This is a genomic window from Burkholderia stagnalis (genome assembly GCF_902830275.1).
GTDB classification, from domain to species: domain Bacteria; phylum Pseudomonadota; class Gammaproteobacteria; order Burkholderiales; family Burkholderiaceae; genus Burkholderia; species Burkholderia stagnalis.
In genome coordinates, this window is the sequence record NZ_CADESW010000001.1 from 55,708 (window position 1) to 77,147 (window position 21,440).

Annotated in this window: 23 protein-coding genes; 5 read left to right on the top strand and 18 right to left on the bottom strand. The window is 70.5% G+C overall.

Going from position 1 to position 21,440, the window contains the following annotated elements; all coding sequences use genetic code 11:
- Window positions 1-159: 159 nt before the first annotated feature.
- From HWY45_RS00205 to HWY45_RS00245, 9 genes are all read right to left on the bottom strand, one after another.
- Window positions 160-408, bottom strand: a complete 249-nt coding sequence (locus HWY45_RS00205) for a hypothetical protein (protein ID WP_059883032.1) — start codon at window positions 406-408, stop codon at window positions 160-162.
- Between the two features lie 252 nt (window positions 409-660).
- Complete coding sequence (locus HWY45_RS00210) at window positions 661-1,488, bottom strand: M55 family metallopeptidase (RefSeq protein WP_059883033.1); 828 nt, start codon at window positions 1,486-1,488, stop codon at window positions 661-663.
- Window positions 1,485-2,561 (bottom strand): DmpA family aminopeptidase, encoded by a 1,077-nt coding sequence (locus tag HWY45_RS00215; RefSeq protein WP_059883035.1) that lies wholly within the window; start codon window positions 2,559-2,561, stop codon window positions 1,485-1,487. Before HWY45_RS00215 ends, HWY45_RS00210 begins: the two co-directional genes overlap by 4 nt.
- Complete coding sequence (gsiD, locus tag HWY45_RS00220) at window positions 2,561-3,454, bottom strand: glutathione ABC transporter permease GsiD (RefSeq protein WP_059883037.1); 894 nt, start codon at window positions 3,452-3,454, stop codon at window positions 2,561-2,563. The genes HWY45_RS00215 and gsiD overlap by 1 nt, the downstream gene beginning before the upstream one ends.
- Window positions 3,455-3,461: 7 nt before the next feature.
- Window positions 3,462-4,382, bottom strand: coding sequence for a glutathione ABC transporter permease GsiC (gene gsiC / locus HWY45_RS00225; protein ID WP_059561351.1), 921 nt, complete (start codon window positions 4,380-4,382; stop codon window positions 3,462-3,464).
- Window positions 4,383-4,471: 89 nt separating this feature from the next.
- Window positions 4,472-6,034, bottom strand: a complete 1,563-nt coding sequence (gsiB, locus tag HWY45_RS00230) for a glutathione ABC transporter substrate-binding protein GsiB (RefSeq protein WP_059883039.1) — start codon at window positions 6,032-6,034, stop codon at window positions 4,472-4,474.
- A 127-nt stretch (window positions 6,035-6,161) separates the two neighbouring features.
- Complete coding sequence (locus tag HWY45_RS00235) at window positions 6,162-8,069, bottom strand: dipeptide ABC transporter ATP-binding protein (RefSeq protein ID WP_059883041.1); 1,908 nt, start codon at window positions 8,067-8,069, stop codon at window positions 6,162-6,164.
- A gap of 33 nt (window positions 8,070-8,102) precedes the next feature.
- Window positions 8,103-9,098, bottom strand: a complete 996-nt coding sequence (locus HWY45_RS00240) for an isoaspartyl peptidase/L-asparaginase family protein (protein ID WP_059883043.1) — start codon at window positions 9,096-9,098, stop codon at window positions 8,103-8,105.
- On the bottom strand, window positions 9,095-10,045 hold the full coding sequence (locus HWY45_RS00245; RefSeq protein WP_059883045.1) for a MurR/RpiR family transcriptional regulator: 951 nt from the start codon (window positions 10,043-10,045) through the stop codon (window positions 9,095-9,097). The genes HWY45_RS00240 and HWY45_RS00245 overlap by 4 nt, the downstream gene beginning before the upstream one ends.
- 393 nt (window positions 10,046-10,438) lie before the next feature.
- Between HWY45_RS00245 and HWY45_RS00250 the strand changes: the two genes are divergently transcribed.
- Window positions 10,439-10,753, top strand: a complete 315-nt coding sequence (locus HWY45_RS00250) for a hypothetical protein (protein WP_059883047.1) — start codon at window positions 10,439-10,441, stop codon at window positions 10,751-10,753.
- Between the two features lie 16 nt (window positions 10,754-10,769).
- Here the strand turns inward: HWY45_RS00250 and HWY45_RS00255 are convergent, their stop codons facing one another.
- Complete coding sequence (locus tag HWY45_RS00255) at window positions 10,770-11,591, bottom strand: alpha/beta fold hydrolase (RefSeq protein ID WP_059883049.1); 822 nt, start codon at window positions 11,589-11,591, stop codon at window positions 10,770-10,772.
- Window positions 11,592-11,669: 78 nt separating this feature from the next.
- On the bottom strand, window positions 11,670-12,521 hold the full coding sequence (locus HWY45_RS00260) for a class I SAM-dependent methyltransferase (RefSeq protein ID WP_059883051.1): 852 nt from the start codon (window positions 12,519-12,521) through the stop codon (window positions 11,670-11,672).
- 231 nt (window positions 12,522-12,752) lie between these two features.
- On the opposite strand from HWY45_RS00260, the gene HWY45_RS00265 reads away from it, so the two are divergent.
- The 4 genes from HWY45_RS00265 to HWY45_RS00280 all read left to right on the top strand — a co-directional run bounded on the left by HWY45_RS00265 (window position 12,753) and on the right by HWY45_RS00280 (window position 16,276).
- The gene (locus tag HWY45_RS00265; protein WP_059883053.1) at window positions 12,753-14,225 is read left to right on the top strand and encodes a metallophosphoesterase; all 1,473 of its coding nucleotides are present in this window, start codon (window positions 12,753-12,755) and stop codon (window positions 14,223-14,225) included.
- A gap of 164 nt (window positions 14,226-14,389) precedes the next feature.
- On the top strand, window positions 14,390-15,607 hold the full coding sequence (locus HWY45_RS00270; RefSeq protein WP_059883135.1) for a cytochrome-c peroxidase: 1,218 nt from the start codon (window positions 14,390-14,392) through the stop codon (window positions 15,605-15,607).
- A gap of 97 nt (window positions 15,608-15,704) precedes the next feature.
- On the top strand, window positions 15,705-15,980 hold the full coding sequence (locus tag HWY45_RS00275; protein ID WP_059808134.1) for a CppA family protein: 276 nt from the start codon (window positions 15,705-15,707) through the stop codon (window positions 15,978-15,980).
- A 59-nt stretch (window positions 15,981-16,039) separates the two neighbouring features.
- On the top strand, window positions 16,040-16,276 hold the full coding sequence (locus tag HWY45_RS00280) for a hypothetical protein (protein ID WP_150998770.1): 237 nt from the start codon (window positions 16,040-16,042) through the stop codon (window positions 16,274-16,276).
- A 42-nt stretch (window positions 16,277-16,318) separates the two neighbouring features.
- On the opposite strand, the gene HWY45_RS00285 is transcribed toward HWY45_RS00280, so the two are convergent.
- The 7 genes from HWY45_RS00285 to HWY45_RS00315 form a co-directional block, all read right to left on the bottom strand.
- A complete protein-coding gene (locus HWY45_RS00285) occupies window positions 16,319-16,741 on the bottom strand; it encodes a DUF6691 family protein (RefSeq protein ID WP_059561389.1) in 423 nt (140 codons plus the stop codon).
- A gap of 1 nt (window position 16,742) precedes the next feature.
- Entirely contained in the window at window positions 16,743-17,177 is a 435-nt protein-coding gene (locus HWY45_RS00290; protein WP_059883055.1) for a YeeE/YedE family protein, read from the bottom strand.
- Complete coding sequence (locus tag HWY45_RS00295; protein ID WP_017329726.1) at window positions 17,167-17,475, bottom strand: ArsR/SmtB family transcription factor; 309 nt, start codon at window positions 17,473-17,475, stop codon at window positions 17,167-17,169. The genes HWY45_RS00290 and HWY45_RS00295 overlap by 11 nt, the downstream gene beginning before the upstream one ends.
- A gap of 204 nt (window positions 17,476-17,679) precedes the next feature.
- Window positions 17,680-18,942 (bottom strand): NAD(P)/FAD-dependent oxidoreductase, encoded by a 1,263-nt coding sequence (locus tag HWY45_RS00300; protein WP_059883059.1) that lies wholly within the window; start codon window positions 18,940-18,942, stop codon window positions 17,680-17,682.
- On the bottom strand, window positions 18,939-19,172 hold the full coding sequence (locus HWY45_RS00305) for a (2Fe-2S)-binding protein (RefSeq protein WP_059883061.1): 234 nt from the start codon (window positions 19,170-19,172) through the stop codon (window positions 18,939-18,941). The genes HWY45_RS00300 and HWY45_RS00305 overlap by 4 nt, the downstream gene beginning before the upstream one ends.
- Window positions 19,169-20,296: an NAD(P)/FAD-dependent oxidoreductase gene (locus HWY45_RS00310; RefSeq protein ID WP_059883062.1), complete on the bottom strand. Its 1,128-nt coding sequence runs from the start codon at window positions 20,294-20,296 to the stop codon at window positions 19,169-19,171. The genes HWY45_RS00305 and HWY45_RS00310 overlap by 4 nt, the downstream gene beginning before the upstream one ends.
- Entirely contained in the window at window positions 20,293-21,225 is a 933-nt protein-coding gene (locus tag HWY45_RS00315; protein ID WP_059883137.1) for a 4-hydroxyproline epimerase, read from the bottom strand. The genes HWY45_RS00310 and HWY45_RS00315 overlap by 4 nt, the downstream gene beginning before the upstream one ends.
- Between the last annotated feature and the right edge of the window lie 215 nt (window positions 21,226-21,440).

The window sequence follows — 21,440 nt, forward strand, 5'->3', positions numbered from 1 at the left end:
GATCAGCATCACAATCGATAATGTCGGCCTCAATACCATTTATAGCGGCGGCCATTATGTGACGCTGGTGAAAGACGTCGTTGCGCAGCCGCCGGCGCAGGGCAGCCTGCCGATTGCATGGATTGCGTTCCAGTCGCTCGTCACGGCCGCGACCACACTTCACATCAGCGTCGACTCCGCCAGGCCCAGGCCGCGTTCTACGTGCAGGATCACGTGGCGATGTTCCTGTCGTCGGGGCAGAACGGCATGGTGATACCGGCTGTGCCGGCCGATCCGCTCGATGTGCCGCTCGTGCCCGATGATGTAAATATCGTGTTCGACGACGCGACGAAGCGGTTCGTGCTGGTTCGACGCGCGCGCGTTCGGAGCAGGCGCCGCTGCGCGGGAAGGATTGTCGCGATGCAACATGCGCGGGCCTGCCGTTGCATTGATCTAATCCGTTGCTCTTGCGCTTTATGCGCCCTATGATGTGCCAATCGAATTCGATTGCCTGGATTACGTCGATACAGGAAATAATTCATCCCGCCACGATGGCCGGTCGATTGCCGGTCGCGCCATGCGTGCGACACCGAGTGCCTTTGAGCGCGCCTGCCCGTGATACGGCGGTCGCGCATTTTTTTGTCCGCTCGCAGCCAAGAGTGCGTGCGCCATGCCAGCACGTCACCGCAGCATGAACGACATCGCCGACAAACTATTCAGCGTGCGCACCGCATGCTCGACCGACGGCGCGTCGAACCGCAGCGTCACCGCATCCACCCGCTCGAGCGACGGCAGCACGCCGAACAGGTCCGCGAGCGCGGCCGTCTGCACGCGCAACGTACAGGCCGCCGGCACGGGCTGGTGAGCGCCGGCGTGCCAGCCCGCCGATCGCGCGTGCTCGACGGTCTCGCGCGCCGCGGCCTCGATGCGCGCGCAGGCAGCCGCCGGCGTCAGCGTGTCGCCGGTCGCCGCGCCGCCGGCCGTCTTGACCGTCGCGAAGCGCGCGGCGGGAAACAGCGGCTGCGTCTCTTCGGCGAACACGTCGTCGCCGGACGCCAGCGCGACGTGCGCACCGTATTCCCGTGCGAGCGCGCCATACAGCCCAGCCTCGCCGAGCTCGATGCCGTTCAGCCAGACCTGCGTGAACGCGAAGCTGTTGATCGTGTGCGCGAGCACGCCGCGCGTCTGCGACTTCGCGTGGTAGCCGATCATGAACACGAGGTCCGGCCGCTGTTCGAGCCCGGCCATCATGCCGAGCATCCGCGGCTTGCCGAGCACGACCCGCACCCGCGCATCGAGCGCATCCGGCAGCAGGTTGCGAAAGCCGCCGTGCGAATCGTTGACCCAGACGGCCTGTGCGCCGCCCGCGAACGCGCCTTCGATCGCCGCGTTCGCCTCGGCGGTCATCCAGCGGCGCGCGCGCTCGTATTCGGGGTTGCCGGGCCGCGTCTGCTCGGTGGCGAACACGCCGGCGACGCCTTCGATATCGGTCGAAATCAGGATCTTCATGTCCGGATGTGTGGTCCTTCGTTGAGCAGACGGTCGAGGTCGGGCACGGCGTCGCGCAGCGACTGCCGCACGTGACCGTCGCGCCCCGCGACCGTCACCGCCTGCAGCAGCGCATCGGCGATCGCATGCTCGACGCTTTCGGCCGCCGCCAGGAACAGCGGGTCGAGCGCGCTGTCGGCAAGCAGCGCGGGCAGCGCCACGTGGTGCGCGTCGTGCGGCACCGTATACGCGGTCGAGAACGCAAGCGCGATGTCGCCGCTGCCGTGGCCGTAGACCGACCCCGTGCGCGCAAGCCCCGCCGCCGCGCGGCGCGCAAGCCGCGTGAGTTGCCGCGCGTCGAGCGGCGCGTCGGTCGCGAGCAGCATGATGATCGAGCCTTGTTCGGGCAGCGCGGCCTGCCCGCCGTGCCCCGCTTCACGCCGCGCGCTCACGATGCGCCCGAGCGGCACGCCGCCGAGCGTCAGCATCGGCAGCCGGCCGAAGTTCGCGAGCACCAGCGCGCCGACCGTGTACGGCCGCTGCGCGGCCACCGCGCGCCGCGACGCGGAGCCGATCCCGCCCTTCAGGTCGAAGCACGACATCCCGCGCCCGGCGCCGATCGCGCCGCGCACGACATCGCGCGACGCTGCGCGGCACGCGTCGTCGTAATGCGACGGCGCGACCGCGAACGCGTGCAGGTCGTTCAGGTAGCCGTCGTTGCATTCGAACACGAGCGGGTTGACGGTCGGCCAGTCGCGGCCGATCGCCGGGTTCGCGGCGATCGCCGCGCGGATCTGCGCATGCGCGACCATGCCGACGCCGAACGTATTGGTCAGCGCGATCGGCGTCTCGATCACGCCGAGCTCGTCGACCTGCACGAGCCCGACGCTCTTGCCGAAGCCGTTGATCACCGCCGCGCCGGCCGGCACCTTGCTGCGATACAGGTCGCCCGCATGCGGCTTCACGACGGTGACGCCGGTCTGCACCGCGCCCGCGTCGAGCGTGCAGTGGCCGACCGTCACGCCCGGCACGTCGGCGATCGTGCCGCGCGGCCCCGCGGGCAGCGTCGACATCCCCGTCGATGCACCGGCCATCAGCGCCGCTCCAGCTTCGGATCGAGCGCGTCGCGCAGCCCGTCGCCGAGCAGGTTGAACGCGAGCACGGTCAGGAAGATCGCGAGGCTCGGAAAGATCGCGACGTGCGGCGCGCTCACCATGTCCGCGCGCGCCTCGTTCAGCATCGCGCCCCACTCCGGCGTGGGCGGCTGCGCGCCGAGCCCGAGGAACGACAGGCTCGCCGCGGTGATGATCGACGTGCCGATCCGCATCGTGAAGTAGACGACGACCGACGACACCGTGCCCGGCAGGATGTGCCGCATGATGATCGTCCAGTCCGACGCGCCGATGCTGCGCGCGGCCTCGACATAGGTCATGTGCTTGAGCATCAGCGTGTTGCCGCGCACGAGCCGCGCGAACGCCGGGATGCTGAAGATCGCCACCGCGCAGATCACGTTGATCATCCCGTTGCCGAGGATCGCGACGACGCCGATCGCGAGCAGGATGCCCGGGAACGCGAACAGCACGTCGGCGACGCGCATCGTGATGCGGTCCCACCAGCCTTCGTAGTAGCCGGCGAGCAGGCCGAACACGGTGCCGATGAACGCGCCGAGCGCGACCGAGAAAAAGCCCGCGGCCAGCGAGATGTGCGTGCCGGCGACGATCCGGCTGAAGATGTCGCGGCCGAGCGAATCGACGCCGAACCAGTGCGCGGCGGACGGCGCCGCATTGAGCGCGTCGTAGTCGAAATAGTTCTCCGGGTCGAACGGCACGACGTGCGGGCCGACGAACGCCAGCACGACGAGCAGCAGCACGAAGCCGCCGGCGACGAGCGCGACGGTCTGCTTGCGGAACTTGCGCCAGAATTCGCGCCACGGCGTGCGGATCGCCGCGGATGCGGCCGGCGCCGCGGTCTGGACAGTCGCGTTCATGCGGGCCTCACTTGAACCGGATGGTCGGGTTGATGACCGCGTACAGCACGTCGACGGTCAGGTTGATCAGGATGAACTCGAGCGAGAACAGCAGCACGATCGCCTGGATCACCGGGTAGTCGCGCATCGTCACCGCATCGACCAGCAGGCGCCCGAGCCCCGGCCAGTTGAACACCGCCTCGACGACGATCGAGCCGCCGAGCAGGAAGCCGAACTGCAGCCCCATCATCGTGACGACCGGAATCATCGCGTTGCGCAGGCAGTGCTTGAGCACGACCATCGGCTCGTGCACGCCCTTCGCGCGCGCGGTGCGCACGAAATCCTCGTTCAGCACCTCGACGAACGACGCGCGCGTGAAGCGCGCCATCACCGCCGCGACGGCCGCGCCGAGCGTCAGCGACGGCAGCACGTAGCTCTTCCAGGTGCCGTCCGGCACGACCGGCAGCCAGCCGAGCTTCACCGAGAAGATCTCCATCAGCAGCATGCCGAGCGCGAACGCGGGAAACGAGATGCCGGACACCGCGAGCGTCATGCCGACGCGGTCCGGCCACTGGTTGCGCCACACCGCCGACGCGATGCCGATCGCCATCCCGAACAGCGTCGCCCAGCCCATGCTGACGAGCGTCAGCAGCAGCGTGGGCATGAAGCGCTCGCCGATCTCGGTGGACACGGCGCGCTTGCTGCGCGTCGACTTGCCGAAGTCGCCGTGCGCGATCTTCACGAAGAAGTTCGCGAACTGCGCGGGCATCGGCCGGTCGAGGCCGAGATCGGCGCGCACCAGCGCGACGGTCGCCTCGTCGGCCTCGGGGCCGGCCGCGAGCCGCGCGGGGTCGCCCGGCAGCAGGTGCACGAACAGGAACACCAGCACCGCGACGATCGCGAGCGTGGGCATGAGGCCGAACAGACGTTTGACGATGAAATTCAGCATGAGGGCACCGAACCTGGGCGGCGCGCCGGCGCGACGTCATCGCGGAACCGGCGCGCCGTGACGCGCGTGAACGTGCGTATTGAATGCGCTTACTTCAGCGAGATCTCGTCGAAATTGAACGAGCCGTCCGGCATCACGTACATGCCTTGCAACCGCTTGCTGCGCGCGTAGACGATCTTTTCCTGCACGAGGAAAATCCACGGCGCATCGGCCCAGATCTGCTTCTGCACGCCCGCGTAGTACTCGCCTTTCTTCGCGCGGTCAGTGGTCGACAGCGCCTTCTCCAGCCCCTCGTCGACGAGCCCGTTCTGGTAGTACGCGGTATTGAACAGCCTCGGCGGCTTCGACGCGGACGCGAGCAGCGGCGTCAGCGCCCAGTTCGCCTCGCCGGTCGACGACGACCAGCCGATATAGAACATCCGCACCGGCGCGCTCGCCGGGTCCTGCGCGCTCTCGACCTTCGAGACGCGCTCGCCCGATTCGAGCGCCTGCACCTGCACCTTCACGCCGACCTGCGCGAGCTGCTGCTGGACGAACTGAATCACCTTCTGCGACGTCGTGTTGTTGTAGCCCGACCAGAGGATCGACTCGAAACCGTTCGGATAGCCGGCCTCCTTCAGCAGCGCGCGCGCCTTCGCGGGGTCGTACGGCCACGGGCCGGTCTTCGTCGCGTACTCGACGCCCGGCGGCACGACGCCCGGCACCGGCATCGCGAAGCCGGAGAACGCGACCTTCGCGAGCGCATCCTTGTTGATCGCGTAGTTGAGCGCCTGGCGCACCTTCGGATTGTCGAACGGCTTCTGCAGCGTGTTCAGCGAGATGTAGCGCACCACGATCGACGGCCGCTCGACCACGTCGAGCTTCGGGTTGGTTTTCAGGTCGGCGACCTGCTCGTACGGAATCCGGAACGCGAGATCGGCCTGGCCCGCCTTCATCAGCGCCGCGCGCGTGTTGTTGTCGATCACGGGCTTCCAGTCGATCATGTCGATCTTCGGATAGCCCTTTTTCCAATAGCCGGCGTATTTCTTCACCTTCATGTCGTCGGTCTGCTTCCACTCGACGAATTCGAACGGCCCGGTGCCGACCGGATGCAGGCCGATCTCGCGGCCCCACTTCTTCAGCGCCGTCGGCGAGATCATCACCGCGGACGGATGCGCGATCGTGTTGATGAAGGCCGAGAACGGCTCGCGCAGCGTGAACTTCACCGTATACGGATCGACGACCTCGGTCTTCTCGATCACGCGGAACAGGTTGTAGCGCTTCAGCTTGTTCGCCGGATCGGTCACGCGGTCGAACACGACCTTCACCGCATCCGCGTTGAAATCGGTGCCGTCCTGGAACTTCACGCCCTGGCGCAGCTTGACCGTGTAGACCTTCGCGTCGGGCGACGCCGTGTAGCTCGTCGCGAGCACGTTGACGAGCTTCATGTCCTTGTCGAAGCCGAACAGCCCCTCGTAGAACGACTTCGCGGCCGCCTGCGACACCGTGTCGTTCGAATCGTAAGGGTCCATCGTCGTGAACGTCTCGCCGACCGCGATCACCGCGGTCTGCTGCGCGAACGCGGGCAGCGCGACCGCCAGCGCGAACGCGCTCGCGCCCGTGGCGAGCAGCGCGCGCGGACGGAACATCGGGAACGAAAGCGATTTGTTCATGTGGGCTGGCTCCTGTGCGTGATTCGGTAACGCGTGGTGGGAATCGCGGATTGACTGCCTCCGCTCGGGAAACAACCGTCTCTGCCTGGCGCGCGCGCAACTGCGGTCCATGTGGCCTCCTCGTGCGTCAGTACGCGCCGCCGACGCGATGCGTCGCGACGAAATGATCGGGGCCGACCGCGACGAGCGGCGCGACCGCCGGATCGTCGCCGGCCGCGCGGATCGGGCTTGGCACCTCGTCCGCCGGCAACTGGCGCAGCGCGTGCCGGCGCGCCGGATCGGCCACGGGCACCGCGCTCATCAGCTTCTTCGTGTACGGATGCTGCGGCGCCTCGAACACCGCGCGGCGCGGGCCGATCTCGACGATCTGGCCGAGATACATCACCGCGACCCGATGGCTGATGCGCTCGACCACCGCCATGTCGTGCGAGATGAACAGGTACGCGACGCCCAGCTCGCGCTGCAGGTCGAGCATCAGGTTGACGATCTGCGCCTGCACCGACACGTCGAGCGCGGACACCGACTCGTCGGCGATCACGACCTTCGGGTTCAGCGCGAGCGCGCGCGCGATCGCGATCCGCTGGCGCTGCCCGCCCGAGAATTCGTGCGGATAGCGGCGCGCGGCCTCGGCCGGCAGCCCGACCCGGTCGAGCAGCCAGTCGACCCGCTCCTGCGCGGCGCGGCCGCTCGCGACGCCATGCACGAGCAGCGGCTCCATGATCGAGAAGCCGACCGTGAGCCGCGGGTTCAGCGATGCGAACGGATCCTGGAAGATGAACTGGATATTGCGGCGCAGCGCCTGCAGGTCGGCGCCCTTCATCGCGCTGATGTCGCGGCCGTCGAATTCGATCGAGCCGCTCTGCGATTCGACGAGGCGCAGCAGCGAGCGGCCGGTGGTCGACTTGCCGCAGCCCGATTCGCCGACGAGCGCCAGCGTCTCGCCCGGGCGCAGCTCGAAGCTGACGCGCTCGACGGCATGCACGTATTGCGACACGCGGCCGAACAGCCCGCTCTTGACCGGAAAGCGCGTGACGAGGTCGCGCACGCGCAGCACCGGCGGCGCGGCGGCGTCGACCGCCGGCTGGGCAAGCGCGGCAGCGTCGTCCCCAACGGGCGGCACGGCTTCGGCGGCCGCTGCGCCCTCCACCTTCAGCAGCGGGAATTTCTCCGGCACGTCGGTGCCCTGCATCGAGCCGAGGCGCGGCACGGCCGCGAGCAGCGCGCGCGTGTAGCGGTGCTCGGGCGCGGCGAAGATGCGCGGCGCGTCGCCCTCCTCGACCTTCTCGCCGCGATACATGACGAGCACGCGGTCGGCCACCTCGGCGACCACGCCCATGTCGTGCGTGATGAACACCACGCCCATGTTCATCTCGTCCTGCAGGCCGCGGATCAATTGCAGGATCTGCGCCTGGATCGTCACGTCGAGCGCGGTGGTCGGTTCGTCGGCGATCAGCAGCGCGGGCCGGCACGACAGCGCCATCGCGATCATCACGCGCTGGCGCATCCCGCCGGACAGCTGGTGCGGATAGCGCGCGAACACGCGGCGCGCCTCCGGGATGCGCACGAGGTCGAGCAGGCGCAGCGCCTCGGCGCGCGCGTCCGACGCGCTCTTCGACTGGTGCAGCGCGATCGCCTCGCTGATCTGGTCGCCGACGGTGAACACCGGATTGAGCGACGTCATCGGCTCCTGGAAGATCATCGCGATGTCCGCGCCGCGCACGCCGCGCATCGTCGCGGCGCTTGCCTGCGCGAGGTCGAGCTGCGTGCCGTTGCGCCGCCGGAATGCGATCCGGCCGCGCGTGATCGTGCCGCCGCCGTGTTCGACGAGCCGCATCAGCGCGAGCGACGTGACCGACTTGCCCGAGCCGGATTCGCCGACGATCGCGAGCGTCTCGCCGCGGTCGACGTGGAAGGACACGCCGCGCACCGCGTCGAACGTCGCGCCTTCGCGGCGGAACGTCACCGACAGGTCGTCGACCGCGACGACGCGCCGTTCGGGCATGGCAAGCGCGGCCTGGGTTCGCTTCGTCGTCATGCGGGCCTCTCCTGATGCAAGCGCGGCGCGGGCTCAGGCCGCGTCATCGCGATAGATCCCGACCACGGGCGCATCGCCGACACGCGCATAGCCACGATACATCCCTTCGGTGTTGAACGGCATCGCGACGTTGCCGTGCGCATCGACCGCGATGATCCCGCCGCGGCCCGCGATGCGCGGCAGCTTGTTCATCACGACGTCATGCGCGGCGTCCTGCAGCGACGCGCCGCGATAGGCGATCTGCGCGGCGACGTCGTGCGCGGTGGCGAGGCGGATGAACATCTCGCCGGTGCCGGTGGACGATACCGCGCAGGTCGCGTCGTCCGCGTAGCAGCCCGCGCCGACGATCGGCGAATCGCCGACCCGGCCCGGCTGCTTGTTGGTGATCCCGCCGGTGGACGTGGCCGCCGCGACGTGGCCGTGCAGATCGCGCGCGACCGCGCCGACGGTGCCGTGCTTGCGGTCGGGGTCGAGCGGCTCGGGCGGGCGCGGCGGCGCGCCGTCGCCGAACGCGAACGTCGCGGCGTCGTGATCGAGCAGCATGCCCGCGGCTTCGCGCGCCTTGAGCCACTGCGCGCGGCGCGCGTCGGTACCGAAATAGCCCGGCTCGACGAGCTCCAGGCCGTGCGCGGCCGCGAACGCGTCGGCGCCCGCGCCGGCGAACAGCACGTGCTCGCTCGCTTCCATCACGCGCCGCGCGGCGAGCACCGGATTGCGCACGCGCGTCGCGCAGCACACCGCGCCTGCGGCGAGCGTCGCGCCGTCCATGATCGCGGCGTCGAGTTCGTGCGTGCCGTCGGCCGTATACACCGCGCCGTGCCCCGCGTTGAACAGCGGGCAGTCCTCGAGCATCCGCACCGCGACGGTGACGGCGTCGAGCGCGCTGCCGCCGTCGGCGAGCACCGCCTGCGCGGCGCGCAGGATCGCCGCCAGCTCGGTGCGGTACTGCAGCTCGGTTTCGGTGCTCATCGCGCTGCGCAGGATCGTGCCTGCGCCGCCATGAATCGCCACGATCGCGGGTGAAGTCATGCTTTTCTCGAACGGGAGGATGAAGGTGAAGGGTGTGTGTCCGGCAGCGCGGCCTGCGGCTGCGTGAGCCAGGGCAACAGGAATTCGGTCATCTCGGCCGCGGCCTTCGCGGAACGGTGCGTGCGCAGCGCGACCGCGTCGATCAGCGCCTCGATCATCGCGAGCACGGCCGCTTCCGACGTGGCCGCAAAGCGCCGCTGCGCGGTCACGAACAGCATCAGCGATGCGCACGGCGCGAGCGGCGAATCGGGGCCGTCGGTCAGCGCGAGCACCTGCGCGCCGCGTGCGGCCGCGCGGCGCGCCAGTTCCATCGTGTCCTCGACGTAGCGCGGAAACGCGATCGCGATCACCAGGTCGCGCGCATCGGCCGAATACAGGCGCCGCGCCGCGTGCGACGGGCCGCCGAGCAGCGCGAGCGACTGCACGTTGTCGTGACACACCGACAGGCCGTGCTCCATCAGCCCCGCGAGAAACGCGCTCGATCCCGCGCCGAGGATCAGCACGCGGCGCGCGGCGACGATCGCCTCGACCGCCGCCTCGACCTGCGTCGCGTTCAGTTGCGCGCGCGTGTGCTCGAGGTTCTCGACCGCCTGGTCGAACACCGCGTCGATCCATGCGGCGCCGCGCACGCCGGCTTCCTGCTCCTGCGCGGAGCGCAGCCGCTCGACCGGCCCGAGCGTCGCCTCGAAGCCGCGCACGAGCGCCGCGCGCATCGCCGGATAGCCGTCGAAGCCGAGCGCCTTCGCGAAGCGGTTCGCGGTGGCGATCGACGCGTTCACCGCCTGCGCGAGTTCGTCGATCCGCATCGTCGCCGCGCGGAACGGATTCGCGAGCACGTATTCGCCCATGCGCCGGTGAATCGGCGTGAGCGCCGGCATCGCGGCCGCGATGCGCGCGGCAATCGAAGGTTCGGCGTCGGATACGGCGGGCGGATGAAGCGGCGGCATGCGGGCGCGGCGGCAGTCGGGTGATTGAAAGTGAAAGTAAATTTACACGCGCCACAGACGGAAAAAAATAAATTTTCATCGACTCAGGGAAACCCCGATGCGCGGCGCTTCGCCGGCGCGGGGGTGCGCCTCCTCATTGGCCTCGCCCTGCCGACCAATCTGGCGAATTGCTTACAATGCACGGCTCTTTCTCCTGCATCGCCCTTCGTTGCAGCCTTCCCACCGGGTATAACATCACACGGCCCCGCCGCATTCGGGCGTGCCGCGCCCCTGCGCGCGGCGTTCCGTGTCGTAGCCCTTCTTCCGGATGCCAACCATGTCAGACTCCCGTCCCTTGCCTCGTACGACGTTCAGGCCGCAGGTCGCGGCCGGGCGGCGGCGCGGAGGCGCGCGATGAGCGGCGTGTCGCATGATCTCGTCGGCGACACCATCGCGCTGGGCACGCTCGCGCTGCTGTATCTCGCCGGGCTCGGGCTCGCGCTGTGGCGGATCCGGGCGGCCGCGCGGCGCGGCAAGGTCTACTGGCTCGTGTGCGCGGCGCTGCTGCTCGGCGGCGCGGGCGCGATGTTCGCCGGGCAGCCGCCCGACGCGGGCGTCGGCGAAATGCCGGCCGGCTTCGCGCTCGGCGTCGAAGCGGTGCTGGCCGGGCTGGCGATGGTCGCGGCCGGATGCGCGTGGCTGATGCTGCGCGCGCGACGGGCGCCGTAGGCGTGACGGAACTGCCCTATGCCGACGCGTCGCCCAGGAAGGCCAGCATCGCCGCGTTGAAGCGGCCCGGCCGCTGCAGCGGCGCGAAATGGCTCACGCCCGACAGGCGCGTCAGCACCGCGCCGGGAATCGAACGGGCCAGATACGCCGCATGCTCGGGCAGGATGAATTCGTCGTGCTCGCCCAGCACGATCGCGACGGGCACCGCGATCGCGCCGAGCTCGCGCGCGCTGTAGTTCGGCTGCGTGCGCATCATCTCGCTGACGGCGGCCACGAATGGCTCGAAATCGTCCGGCGTCGCCGACAGGCTCGCATAATCCTGCCGGTGCCGCGCGAAGCAGCGGTCGATCACCGCGCTCGGCGCCATCTCCCGGGCGCCGCTCGGATCCATGTTGCAGGCGAAGAAGAACACGCGCTCGACGCGCGCAGGCACGCGCGCGGCGAGCACGAGCGCGATGCACGCGCCGTCGCTCCAGCCGACGAGGCGCGCGCGCTCGATGCCGAGCGCATCCATCACCGCGAGCACGTCCGACGCCATGCGCTCGTAGGAATACGGCCGGCCGTCGCGTGTGCTGCGGCCATGGCCGCGGCTGTCGATCAGCACGGCGCGATAACCGGCCGACACGATGGCCGGCACCTGGTAGCCCCAGTTGCCCGCATGGCCGAGGCCGCCGTGCAGCAGGATCACCGGCGGGCCGTCGCCGTACGACGCATGCCAGATGCGCGCGCCGTCATGTTCCAGCCAGCCCTCGAAGCCGGCCGCCGGCAGCGGCGCGGCGCCCTGCCCGGCGAACCGGACGAGATCGTCATCCTCGATGTCCTCGGTCTTCGCGCTCATCGTTGTTCCTCTTGTCCGGCGAAGCTGAAAAGCGCGATTGTAGTGCGCATTCGCGGCGCGATCGTGTCGGCGGGCCGGCTACGCGGCCCGCCGGCGCGCGCCGATCATCCAGCACGCCGCGTCGTAACGCAGTTCGTCCCCCTGCACGTAACGCGCGAACGCGGCGCACATCGTTTCGACCACGCGCATGCGCGTCGCGTCGTCCACGTCGCGCAGCGCGATGCCGACGGGGCCGAGCCGCGACACGTAGTCGGTCAGCGCATGCGTCGGCAGCACGCATTGCACGTCGATCGCGCGGATCTCGATATCGGCCCAGCCGCTGGCCTCGAGGATCGACGCAACCCGCGCGCGGTCGCCGAACCCGAACTGCCCCGGCGCGCCGGGCACGCGCGGCGGCAAGTTCGGCAGCAGCGGCGCGGCGGCGCGTTCGGCGGTCGTCATGAACGGGTTATCCGCCGCGCCGCGCCACGCGATCGCGCACAGCCGCGCGCCGTCGGCCGCCGCGTGCCGCAGGTTCGCAAACGCGCGCACCGGATCGTCGAAGAACATCACGCCGAGACGCGACACGATCAGGTCGAAGCGCGCGTCGCCGAACGCGTGCGTCTGCGCGTCCGCGCGGATGAAGTCGGCGTGAACGCGTTCGCGCCCGGCGCGCGCGCGGGCCGCGTCGAGCATCGGCGCCGACACGTCGATGCCCGTGCAGCGCCCCTGCGCGCCGAGCCGGCGGGCAATGGCGACCGTGACCGCACCGGTGCCGCAGCCGACGTCGAGCACCCGCCGCGCCGACGTGGCGACGGCCGCTTCGACGAGCAGTTGCTCGAGCGGCTCGAACATCCGGTCGAGCACCGCCTGCGTGTCGACCCATGCGCGGCCGCTCGGGCCGTTCCAGAGTGCGGCCTGCTCGCCGTTGGCTGACTCGGTGTGGTTCATGATCGTTTTCCTGTGAATGCCCTCGGAAGGCGAATCGGCAGTGTGCCGCCTCAAGCCGGCTTGAAGTCAAGCGGCGGCGGCCCCGCCCGTCACGCTCATCGCGACGCAACATCACTCGCCGAATCGCGCACAATGCGTCGACGGCGAGCCGCAGCACCGCGCCCGCCGAATCGTTTTCATAATTCTTACATTCGTGTTGCGTATGTTGACGGCTTTCCAACGGTGACCTCCATGCGACGACTCCTCCTGCGCGCGGCGCCCGCGCGCCTTGCCTCGCTCGCGGCGATCGCGGCTCTCGCGACGCTGTCCGCGTGCTCCAACCACATCGATACGCCCGCCGATCCGGCGAGCGCCGCGATCAACGTGCAGGCCGCGTGGGTCGAGATCGGCGACGCGAACCAGGCGATCGCCCGCGTGATCACGAACTTCAGCCCGGCGTCGGCCGGCGATCCGCTGTGCCCGCAGCTCGTCGTCGACGGCAAGCTGTCGCGGATGACGCTGCGCGCGGGCACCGCCACCGCGCCGCAGCGCACCACCGCGAGCGATCCGGCGGATTCGAAGCCGTCGAGCTTCCCGGTGTCGGTCTGCGAGGCCGCGCTGCCGGCGGACGCGCAGAGCGCGAGCGTCGCGGGCCGTACGCTGCCGCTGCCGAAGGCTCAGCCGCAGCGCATCGCGATCCTCGCCGACACCGGCTGCCGGATGAAGAAGGCCGACAACGCCTGGCAGGCGTGCAACGACGCGTCGGTCTGGCCGTTCGACACGATTGCCGCGAGCATCGCGAAGCTGTCGCCGGATCTCGTGCTGCACGTCGGCGACTATCACTACCGCGAGAACGCGTGCCCGCCCGACATCGCCGGCTGCAAGGACAGCCCGTGGGGCTACGGCTGGGATACGTGGCAGGCCGACCTGTTCCGCCCGGCCGCGCCGCTGTTCGCGGCGGCGCCATGGGTCGTCGTGCGCGGCAACCACGAGGAATGCGCGCGGGCGGGCCAGGGCTGGTTCCGCTTCCTCGACCCGCGCCCGTACAGCGACGCCCGCTCGTGCAACGACCCGGCCAACGACGCCAACGCGAACTATTCGGAGCCGTACGCGGTATCGCTCGGCAGCGGCTCGCAGGTGATCGTGTTCGACACCGCGAAGGTCGGGCGCAATGCGCTGAAGACGACCGACACGCAGTTCCAGATCTACCAGAAGCAATTCCAGACGGTGGCCGCGCTCGCGTCGAAGGCCGGCATGACGACGACGATCTTCACCAACCATCACCCGATCCTCGCGTTCGCGCCGATCGCGGGCAGCACGCCCGCGCCGGGCAACCTCGCGCTGCAATCGGTGATGTCGAGCCTCAACGCGCAGGCGTACTACCCGCCCGGCGTACACGTCGCGCTGCACGGCCACGTGCACGACTTCCAGGCGATCAACTTCGCGTCCGGCCATCCGGCGACGATCGTGTCGGGCAACGGCGGCGACAACCTCGACGTCGCGCTGCCCGACCCGTTCCCGGCCGCGCTGACGCCCGCGCCCGGCGCGGTCATCGACAAGCTGTCGCACAACAACAGCTTCGGTTTCCTGATGATGGAGCGCCGCCCCGCGCCGGCGACGGGCTGGGTGTTCCGCGCGTACTCGGCCGCCGGCAAGCTGCTCGCGTCGTGCACGCAGGCCGGCACGACGCTCGCCTGCGACAAGACGGGGTTCATCGCGCCGTGAGCACGGGTTCGTTCGACAGCCGCCGTGCGCCGCGCGCGCATGGCGTGCGCGGGGTGTCGCGCGCCGGCCGTGCGCGCCGTGGCACCGCCCTTGCACTCGCGGCGCTGGCGGCGCTTTCCGGCGCCGCATCGCTCGCGGCGCACGCCGCGCCCGCCGGCACCACCGTGCTGCTGCCCGGCGCACCGCCCGCGCGCGTGGTCGACACGATCGGCAACGACACGCCGCAGGTCACGTCCAAGATCGATGCGTCCGCCGCGCGCTTCGCGCCGGACCCGACGCTCGTCGCGCTCGGCCGCCGCATCTTCTTCGACACACGCCTGTCCGAGCCGCGCGGGATGTCGTGCGCCGGGTGCCACGATCCGGGCCGCGCGTTCGCGCCGACGCTGTCCGCGGCCGCGCTCGCGGGCCCCGGCGTGCCGGAAGGCAGCCGGCCGGGACGCTTCAGCCGGCGCAACGCGCCGTCGCTGCTCTACGTGCGCTATGTGCCGCGCCGCCACTTCTACCAGGACGACGACGCGCCCGCGCCGTCGCCGTTCGGCGGCCTGTTCAGCGATGGCCGCGCGGACACGCTCGCCGAGCAGATCCGCGGGCCGCTGTTCGACCCGAACGAGATGAACAACCGGTCGCCCGCCGCGCTGCTGCGCAAGGTCGACGCGACCGAACTCGCGCCGGCGCTCGCTGCGCGCTTCGGCGACGGGGTGCGGCGCGACCCGGCGCAGCTCGTGCGCGCGCTCGGCGCGTCGGTCGAGGCGTACCTGCAGAGCGACGAGATGGCGCCGTTCACGTCGCGCTTCGACGCCTACCTGCGCCAGCGCACGCCGCTCGATGCGCAGCAGATGCGCGGCCTCGCGCTGTTCAAGAATCCCGACAAGGGCAACTGCATGAGCTGCCACACGCTGTCGGATACGTCGAGCCGCCCGGAGCGGTCGCTGTTCACCGATTTCGGCTACGACGCGATTGCGGTGCCGCGCAACCGCGCGCTGCCGGCCAATCGCGACCCGCGCCATTTCGACAACGGGCTGTGCGACACCGCGCGCCGGCTGCGCTGGCCCGAGCCCGGCCAGTGGTGCGGCTACCTGCGCACGCCGGGCCTGCGCAACGTCGCGCTCAAGCAGACCTTCATGCACAACGGCGTGTTCACGTCGCTGCGCGACGCGGTGGCGTTCTACAACACGCGCTCGACCGATCCGCGCCACTGGTATCACGGCGCCGCGACGTTCGACGACGTGCCGGGCGCCTACCGCGGCAACATCAACGTGAACTCGACGCCGATGAACCGCCGCCCCGGCACGCCGCCCGCGCTGTCCGAAACCGAGATCGACGACATCGTCGCGTTCCTCGGCACGCTGACCGACGCGCGCTACGCCTCCCCTGCACGCTGACCCTGTCCGGACGGCCAACGGCCGCCCGGCTCGCTTGCGGCTGCCCGGAATACTGGTTATATTTACAGCACTGTATTTATAAACAGTGAGGCGCGCGATGGAACATCTGGTCCGGATCGTCAACGACACCGATCGCCAAGTGCTGGCCTGGCTCCGTACGCAAGTCGGCGATACCCGCGTGGAACGCGCGGCGCGGCAGCTCGGGCACACCCGCAAGCCGTATCCGTCGGCCCTGTGCCGATACCTCGGCGTCAGCGCGCCAGCCACGCTGCGCCCGGTCGGGCGGCCGAGCCCGGTGCGCGACTTCTCGGTCGGCGATCGCTACCTGTCGCTGATCCGCCAGCACCTCGCCGCGCACTCGGCGGGCCGCTAGCTAGGCACCCGCCGCCTCGCGCTGCGCATCGAACACTCGCGTGCAGCGGAGGCGAATGCATGCAGCGAAGCGGTCGGTGTTCGAGAAGATCGCGCCGGATACTCGACGTCGGCGACTGCCTCGCGTTCGACGCGGCCGGCTATGCGTCGCTGGCGCCCGCCGGCGCGAAGGCGGCCAGCGCGAAGGCGGCCAGCACGGCGGTGATCAAGCCAGAGCCAGAGCCGCGCGCCGGGTGGCGTGCGCTGCTCAGCGAGTGGCGCGCATGGTTGGCTCGTCGGCGATCGGCGGCTTCCTGATGAAAGAGGTCGAACCCGTCGACCAGCGCGGCTCCCCCGCCGTCACCGCGCAGCCCGGCGCCGCTCGATCCACTCGAACGCGGCCATCCCCGCCAGCATCGCGACGACGAAGCCGATTCCCTTCGCCGATCCGAAGCCGATCGACACGATCGCCGGCCCCGGACAAAAACCCGCGAGCCCCCACCCGGCGCCGAACGCCGCGCTGCCGGCGACGAGCCGCACGGTGACCGCGCGCGCCGTCGGCAACTGCATCGGCAGCCCGAGCCACGATTGCGTGCGGCGCCGCGCCCACGCGAACGCGAGCACGCCGACGCCGGTCGCACCGGCCATCACGAACGCGAGCGACGGATCCCAGCTTCCAGCGAGATCGAGAAACCCGAGCACCTTCCGCGGATTCGCCATGCCCGACACGACGAGCCCGCCGCCGAACACCAATCCCGCGATGAACGCGAACCACGTTGCCATGTCAGCCTCCCAGCAGGTGCCGCCGCACGAACACCGTCAGGAAGCCGACGGCCATGAACGTCGCGGTCGCGACGAGCGAGCGCGGCGAGCCGCGCGACAGCCCGCACACGCCGTGGCCGCTCGTGCAGCCGCCGGCATAGCGCGTGCCGATGCCGACCAGGAAACCGGCGGCCAGCACCACCGGCCAGCCGGCATCCACCTGCGGCACCGCGCCGAACCCCGCCAGCCGCATGACGACCGGCGCGACCACCAGCCCCGCGACGAACGCGACGCGCCAGCCCCGCTCGCCGCCGCCCGGCGCGAGCAGGCCGCCGACGATGCCGCTGATCCCGGCCACGCGCCCGTTGAACATCACGAGCCACGCGGCCGCGAGCCCGATCAGCACGCCGCCCGCCAGCGACAGCCACGGCGTGAAATGCGTCAGGTCAAGCTGCATCGCGAGCCTCCTTGGCGGCGGGGCCGCAGAACTGCGCGTACAGCACCGCCATCACCGCGATCGCCGCGGGGCTGTCGAGCGAGTAATGGACGTTCTTGCCTTCGCGGCGCGTGCGCACCAGCGCGTTGTCCCGCAGCACGCCGAGCTGCTGCGACAGCGTCGGCTGGCGGATGTCGAGCCGCGCCTCGAGCTCGCTCACGCAGCGTTCGCCCTGCGACAGCTCGCACATGAGCAACAGGCGATCGGGGTTCGACAGCACCTTCAGCAGCGCACAGGCCGATTCGGCGGCGGCGCGCATCCGGACCGGGTCAGGAAAGGGAGTGGAGGAATCTGGCGTCATCGAGGGCTCGGGACAATCTACTTCTCGACATTATATAAATTTATATAATGTTTGCCAGTACGCAACCCGCTCGACGTGCATTCCCGCGCTCAGGCTTCGTCGTCCGCGCTCGCGTCGATGAGCTGCGCCCCATCCGCCGTCTTTGTCGCCGCTCGCACCCCGTCAGGCGTCGTCGCAGCGCCCGTCCAGCAGCAGCGTGCCGACCCGCGCCGGCACGAGCGGCGAGCGCGGCGCGGGCGGCGTCCAGCCGAACAGCGCCTGCGCGGCCGCGCCGCATACACGGCCCTGGCACGCGCCCATTCCGCAGCGCGACTGCAGCTTCGCGGCCGTCCAGCCGGCTTCGTTCACGAGCGCGTCGTAGCGCACGTCCTCGCAGCGGCAGACGAGCGTATCGGGCCGCGCGAGCGTGCGAACCGCCTCGCGGATCGCGAACCGTTCGCGCACCGCATCCGCGAACGCCTGCCAGCGGGCGCGGCGGGCAATCAGCTCGGCGAGCCGCGCCGTCTGCCCGGTCGCCGCGCAGCCGGCGATCTCGCCTTCGACCATCGCCAGCTCGCTGCCGCCGACGCCCGTGCACTCGCCCGCCGCAAAATGCCCGGCGCGGCTCGTGCGCTGGTGCGCATCGACCGCCACTGCGCCGTTCTCGATCCGGCAGCCGAGATGGCTCGGCAGCGCCGTGTTCGGCACCAGCCCGAAGCCGCACGCGAGCCGGTCGCACGCCACCTCGAATTCGCGGCCGCCCTGCCGGATCCGCACGCCTTCGAGCCGCGTGCCGCCGAACGCTTCGACCACGTGCGCATCGGCGCGATAGACCGACGTGATCAACCGCGCAGCCTGTGCGAGCTTCGACGGCCAGCGCCACAGCCCCGCACCGAAACCGGCCACGTCCGCCCACGCGGCCTGTTCGAGCACGTGCAGCACCTGCGCGCCCCGCTCGCGCGCCGTCGCGGCGCTCGCCAGCAGCAGCGGCCCGCTGCCGGCGATCAGCGTGCGCTGCCCGCGCACGTCGAGGCCGTGCTTGATCAGCGCCTGCAGCCCGCCCGCGCCGGTGACGCCCGGCAGCGTCCAGCCGGGGAACGGCAGCAGCAGCTCGCGTGCGCCGCAGCACAGGATCAGCGCGCGGTATTCAAGCAGCAGCCCGCGTTCGTCGTCTTCGAGCAGCAGCGTGCCGGGGCCCGATTCGGCGACGATGCGCGTGGCCGCCAGATGCCGCACGTTCGAGTGCCGCAATACCGCGAAACGTTCGGCCGCGGCCGGCGGCGCCGCGACGCCGGGCCCCTGCCGCCAGATCTGCCCGCCCGCGCGCGGGTTGTCGTCGACGATCGCGACCGATGCGCCGCCCCGCAGCGCCGCCTGCGCGGCCGACAGCCCGGCCGGGCCCGCGCCGACGATCGCGACGTCGACGCTCAGATGTTCGTGTCTCATCGCGTGCGCTCCACCTGCATGCCTTCGCGGCACAGCGTCTGGCACGCGAGCCGGCGGCGGCCGTCGATCGTCATCCTGCACTCCTGGCAGATGCCCATTCCGCAAAACGGCGCGCGCGGCGCGCCCGTGCACGACGTGCGGGTCGTGTCGTCGCCGCTCGACGCGACGGCGGCGGCGACGGTCACGCCGTCGGCCACCGTCAGCTCGCGGCCATCCAGATGAATGATCATGAAATTGCTCCAGCCACAGGGGACGTCGACAGGAAACGTCCCGGCAAATACGGTTCGGCGTCGATCGGCGGCCGCTCGCCGAACATCAGCGCGGCAAGCAGCCGCGCACTGCCCGGCGCGGTCGTGACGCCCAGCCCTTCGTGCCCGACCGCGAGCCACACGCCGGGGCGTGCGGGGTGCTCGCCGAGCAGCGGCAGGCCGTCCGGGCTCGCGGCGCGAAAGCCCGTCCATGCGCGAATGCCGTTCAGGTCGGCCAGCGCCGGCAGGTAGCCGACCGCGCGGCGCAGCATGCGCGCGAGCACGGGTGGCTCGACGCGCGGGTCCTCGGTGTCGAACTGCCGCGACGAGCCGATCAGCAACTGGCCGGTCGGGCGCGGCTGCACGTTGAACGCGACCGACGTGCCGTCGCTCGCATGCGCGCTCGCCGCGTAACCGAGCTCGACGAGCTGGTGCGACACCCGGCCCGGATAACGGTCGGTGATCAGCAGATGCCCCTTCTTCGGCCGCAGCGGCAGTTCGGGCAGCAACGTGCGTGCGGCGACGCCGTTCGCCACAACCACGCGCTCCGCGCGCAGCCTCTCGCCGCTCGCGAGCTTTACGCGCGGCCCGTCGGCCTCGACCACCTTCTCGCGGCGCAGCGTGACGCCCGGCGCGCGCTGAAGCAGCCAGCTCGCCGCCACGGGCGCATAGAGGATGCCGTCGCCGGGAATCTTCAGCGCGCCGCCGAGGCCGGCGCGCAGCATCGGTTCGAGCGCGGCCAGCGCCGCGCCGTCGATCAGCTCGCCCGCCACGCCGTGCGCGGCGAGCGTCGCCTGCTTCGCGCGCGCGAGGTCCATCTCGTTCGCATCGGCGGCGAGCCACAGCGTGCCGCAGTTGCGATATGCGCACCCGTCGGGCATCTGCGCGCTCAGCGCGCGCCACAATTCGATCGAGTAATGGCTCAGCGCGAGCTCGGCGGCGTTGTCGTCCATCGCGACGAGGTGCCCCATGCCCGCGCCGGTCGCGCCGCCGCTCGCGTCGTCGAGCACCAGCACGCGCAGCCCGCGCAATGCGAACTCGTGCGCGCAGGCCGCGCCGACGATGCCGGCGCCGATCACGATGACGTCGGTCTTCACGTCGCTCACGACACGATGCCCCAGCCGAACGGATCGTCGTCCTCGATCAGCAGCGTCGCTTCCGCGCTCAGGTGCGCGCTGCCGCGGATCGTCGGCACGATGCCGCCGTCGCTTGCGGCGTAGCTCGCGTGGAATACGCTGCCGATCACGCTCGCCTGCCGCCACACGACGCCCGGCGCGAGCTTGCCGTCCGCGGCGAGGCACGCGAGCTTCGCGCTCGTGCCGGTGCCGCACGGCGAGCGGTCGTACGCGAGGCCCGGGCACAGCACGAAGCTGCGGCTGTCGTGCTCGGGATCGTCGGCGAACAGCTCGATGTGGTCGATCTCGCCGCCGTTCGCGCCGGTGATGCCCGCGCGTTCGAGCCCTGCGCGCACGGCCGACGCGTAGGCGGTCAGCGCCGCGACGTTGTCGCCGGCGACGCGCTGCCCGTGGCCGCTGATCAGGAAGAACCAGTTGCCGCCCCACGCGATGTCGCCCTTCACCGGGCCATGGCCCGGCACGTCGACGATGACGTCCTTCGCGTGGCGATACGCGAGCACGTTGCGCACGCTGACCGACAGGTCGTCGTGCAGCGTCGCCTCGACGGTGCCGACCGGCGTCTCGATCTTGTGCACGCCCGGCGCGATGCGGCCCATGTGATGCAGCGTGCGCACGACGCCGATCGTGCCGTGCCCGCACATGCCGAGATAGCCGGAATTGTTGAAGAAGATCACGCCGGCGGCCGCGTCGGGCGACACCGGCTCGCACAGCAGCGCGCCGACCAGCACGTCGCTGCCGCGCGGCTCGAGAATGCACGCGGTGCGATAGCGGTCGTGCTCGCGCGCGAGCACGTCGCGCCGCTCGGCCATCGAGCCGTTGCCGAGCGCGGGAAAACCGGACACGACGAGCCGCGTGGGTTCGCCGCCGGTGTGCGAATCGATGATCTGGATGCGCTTCATCATGCGTCGTCCGAAAGTGGGGAAAGGAGCACAGCTTCCTCCGTCGCGCGTCCGCCCGCTTGTGGATTTTCGATGAGGACGACGACGAAATCGGCACAACGCCGGGCGCCCTCCACGCCGCTTTCGGCGACTATGCCGATTTCGTCATTTTGCTCCGGGAAACGACTCAAGCGCGACGGGGGTTTGCGCGGCGATACTGGTCACCACACCGACAC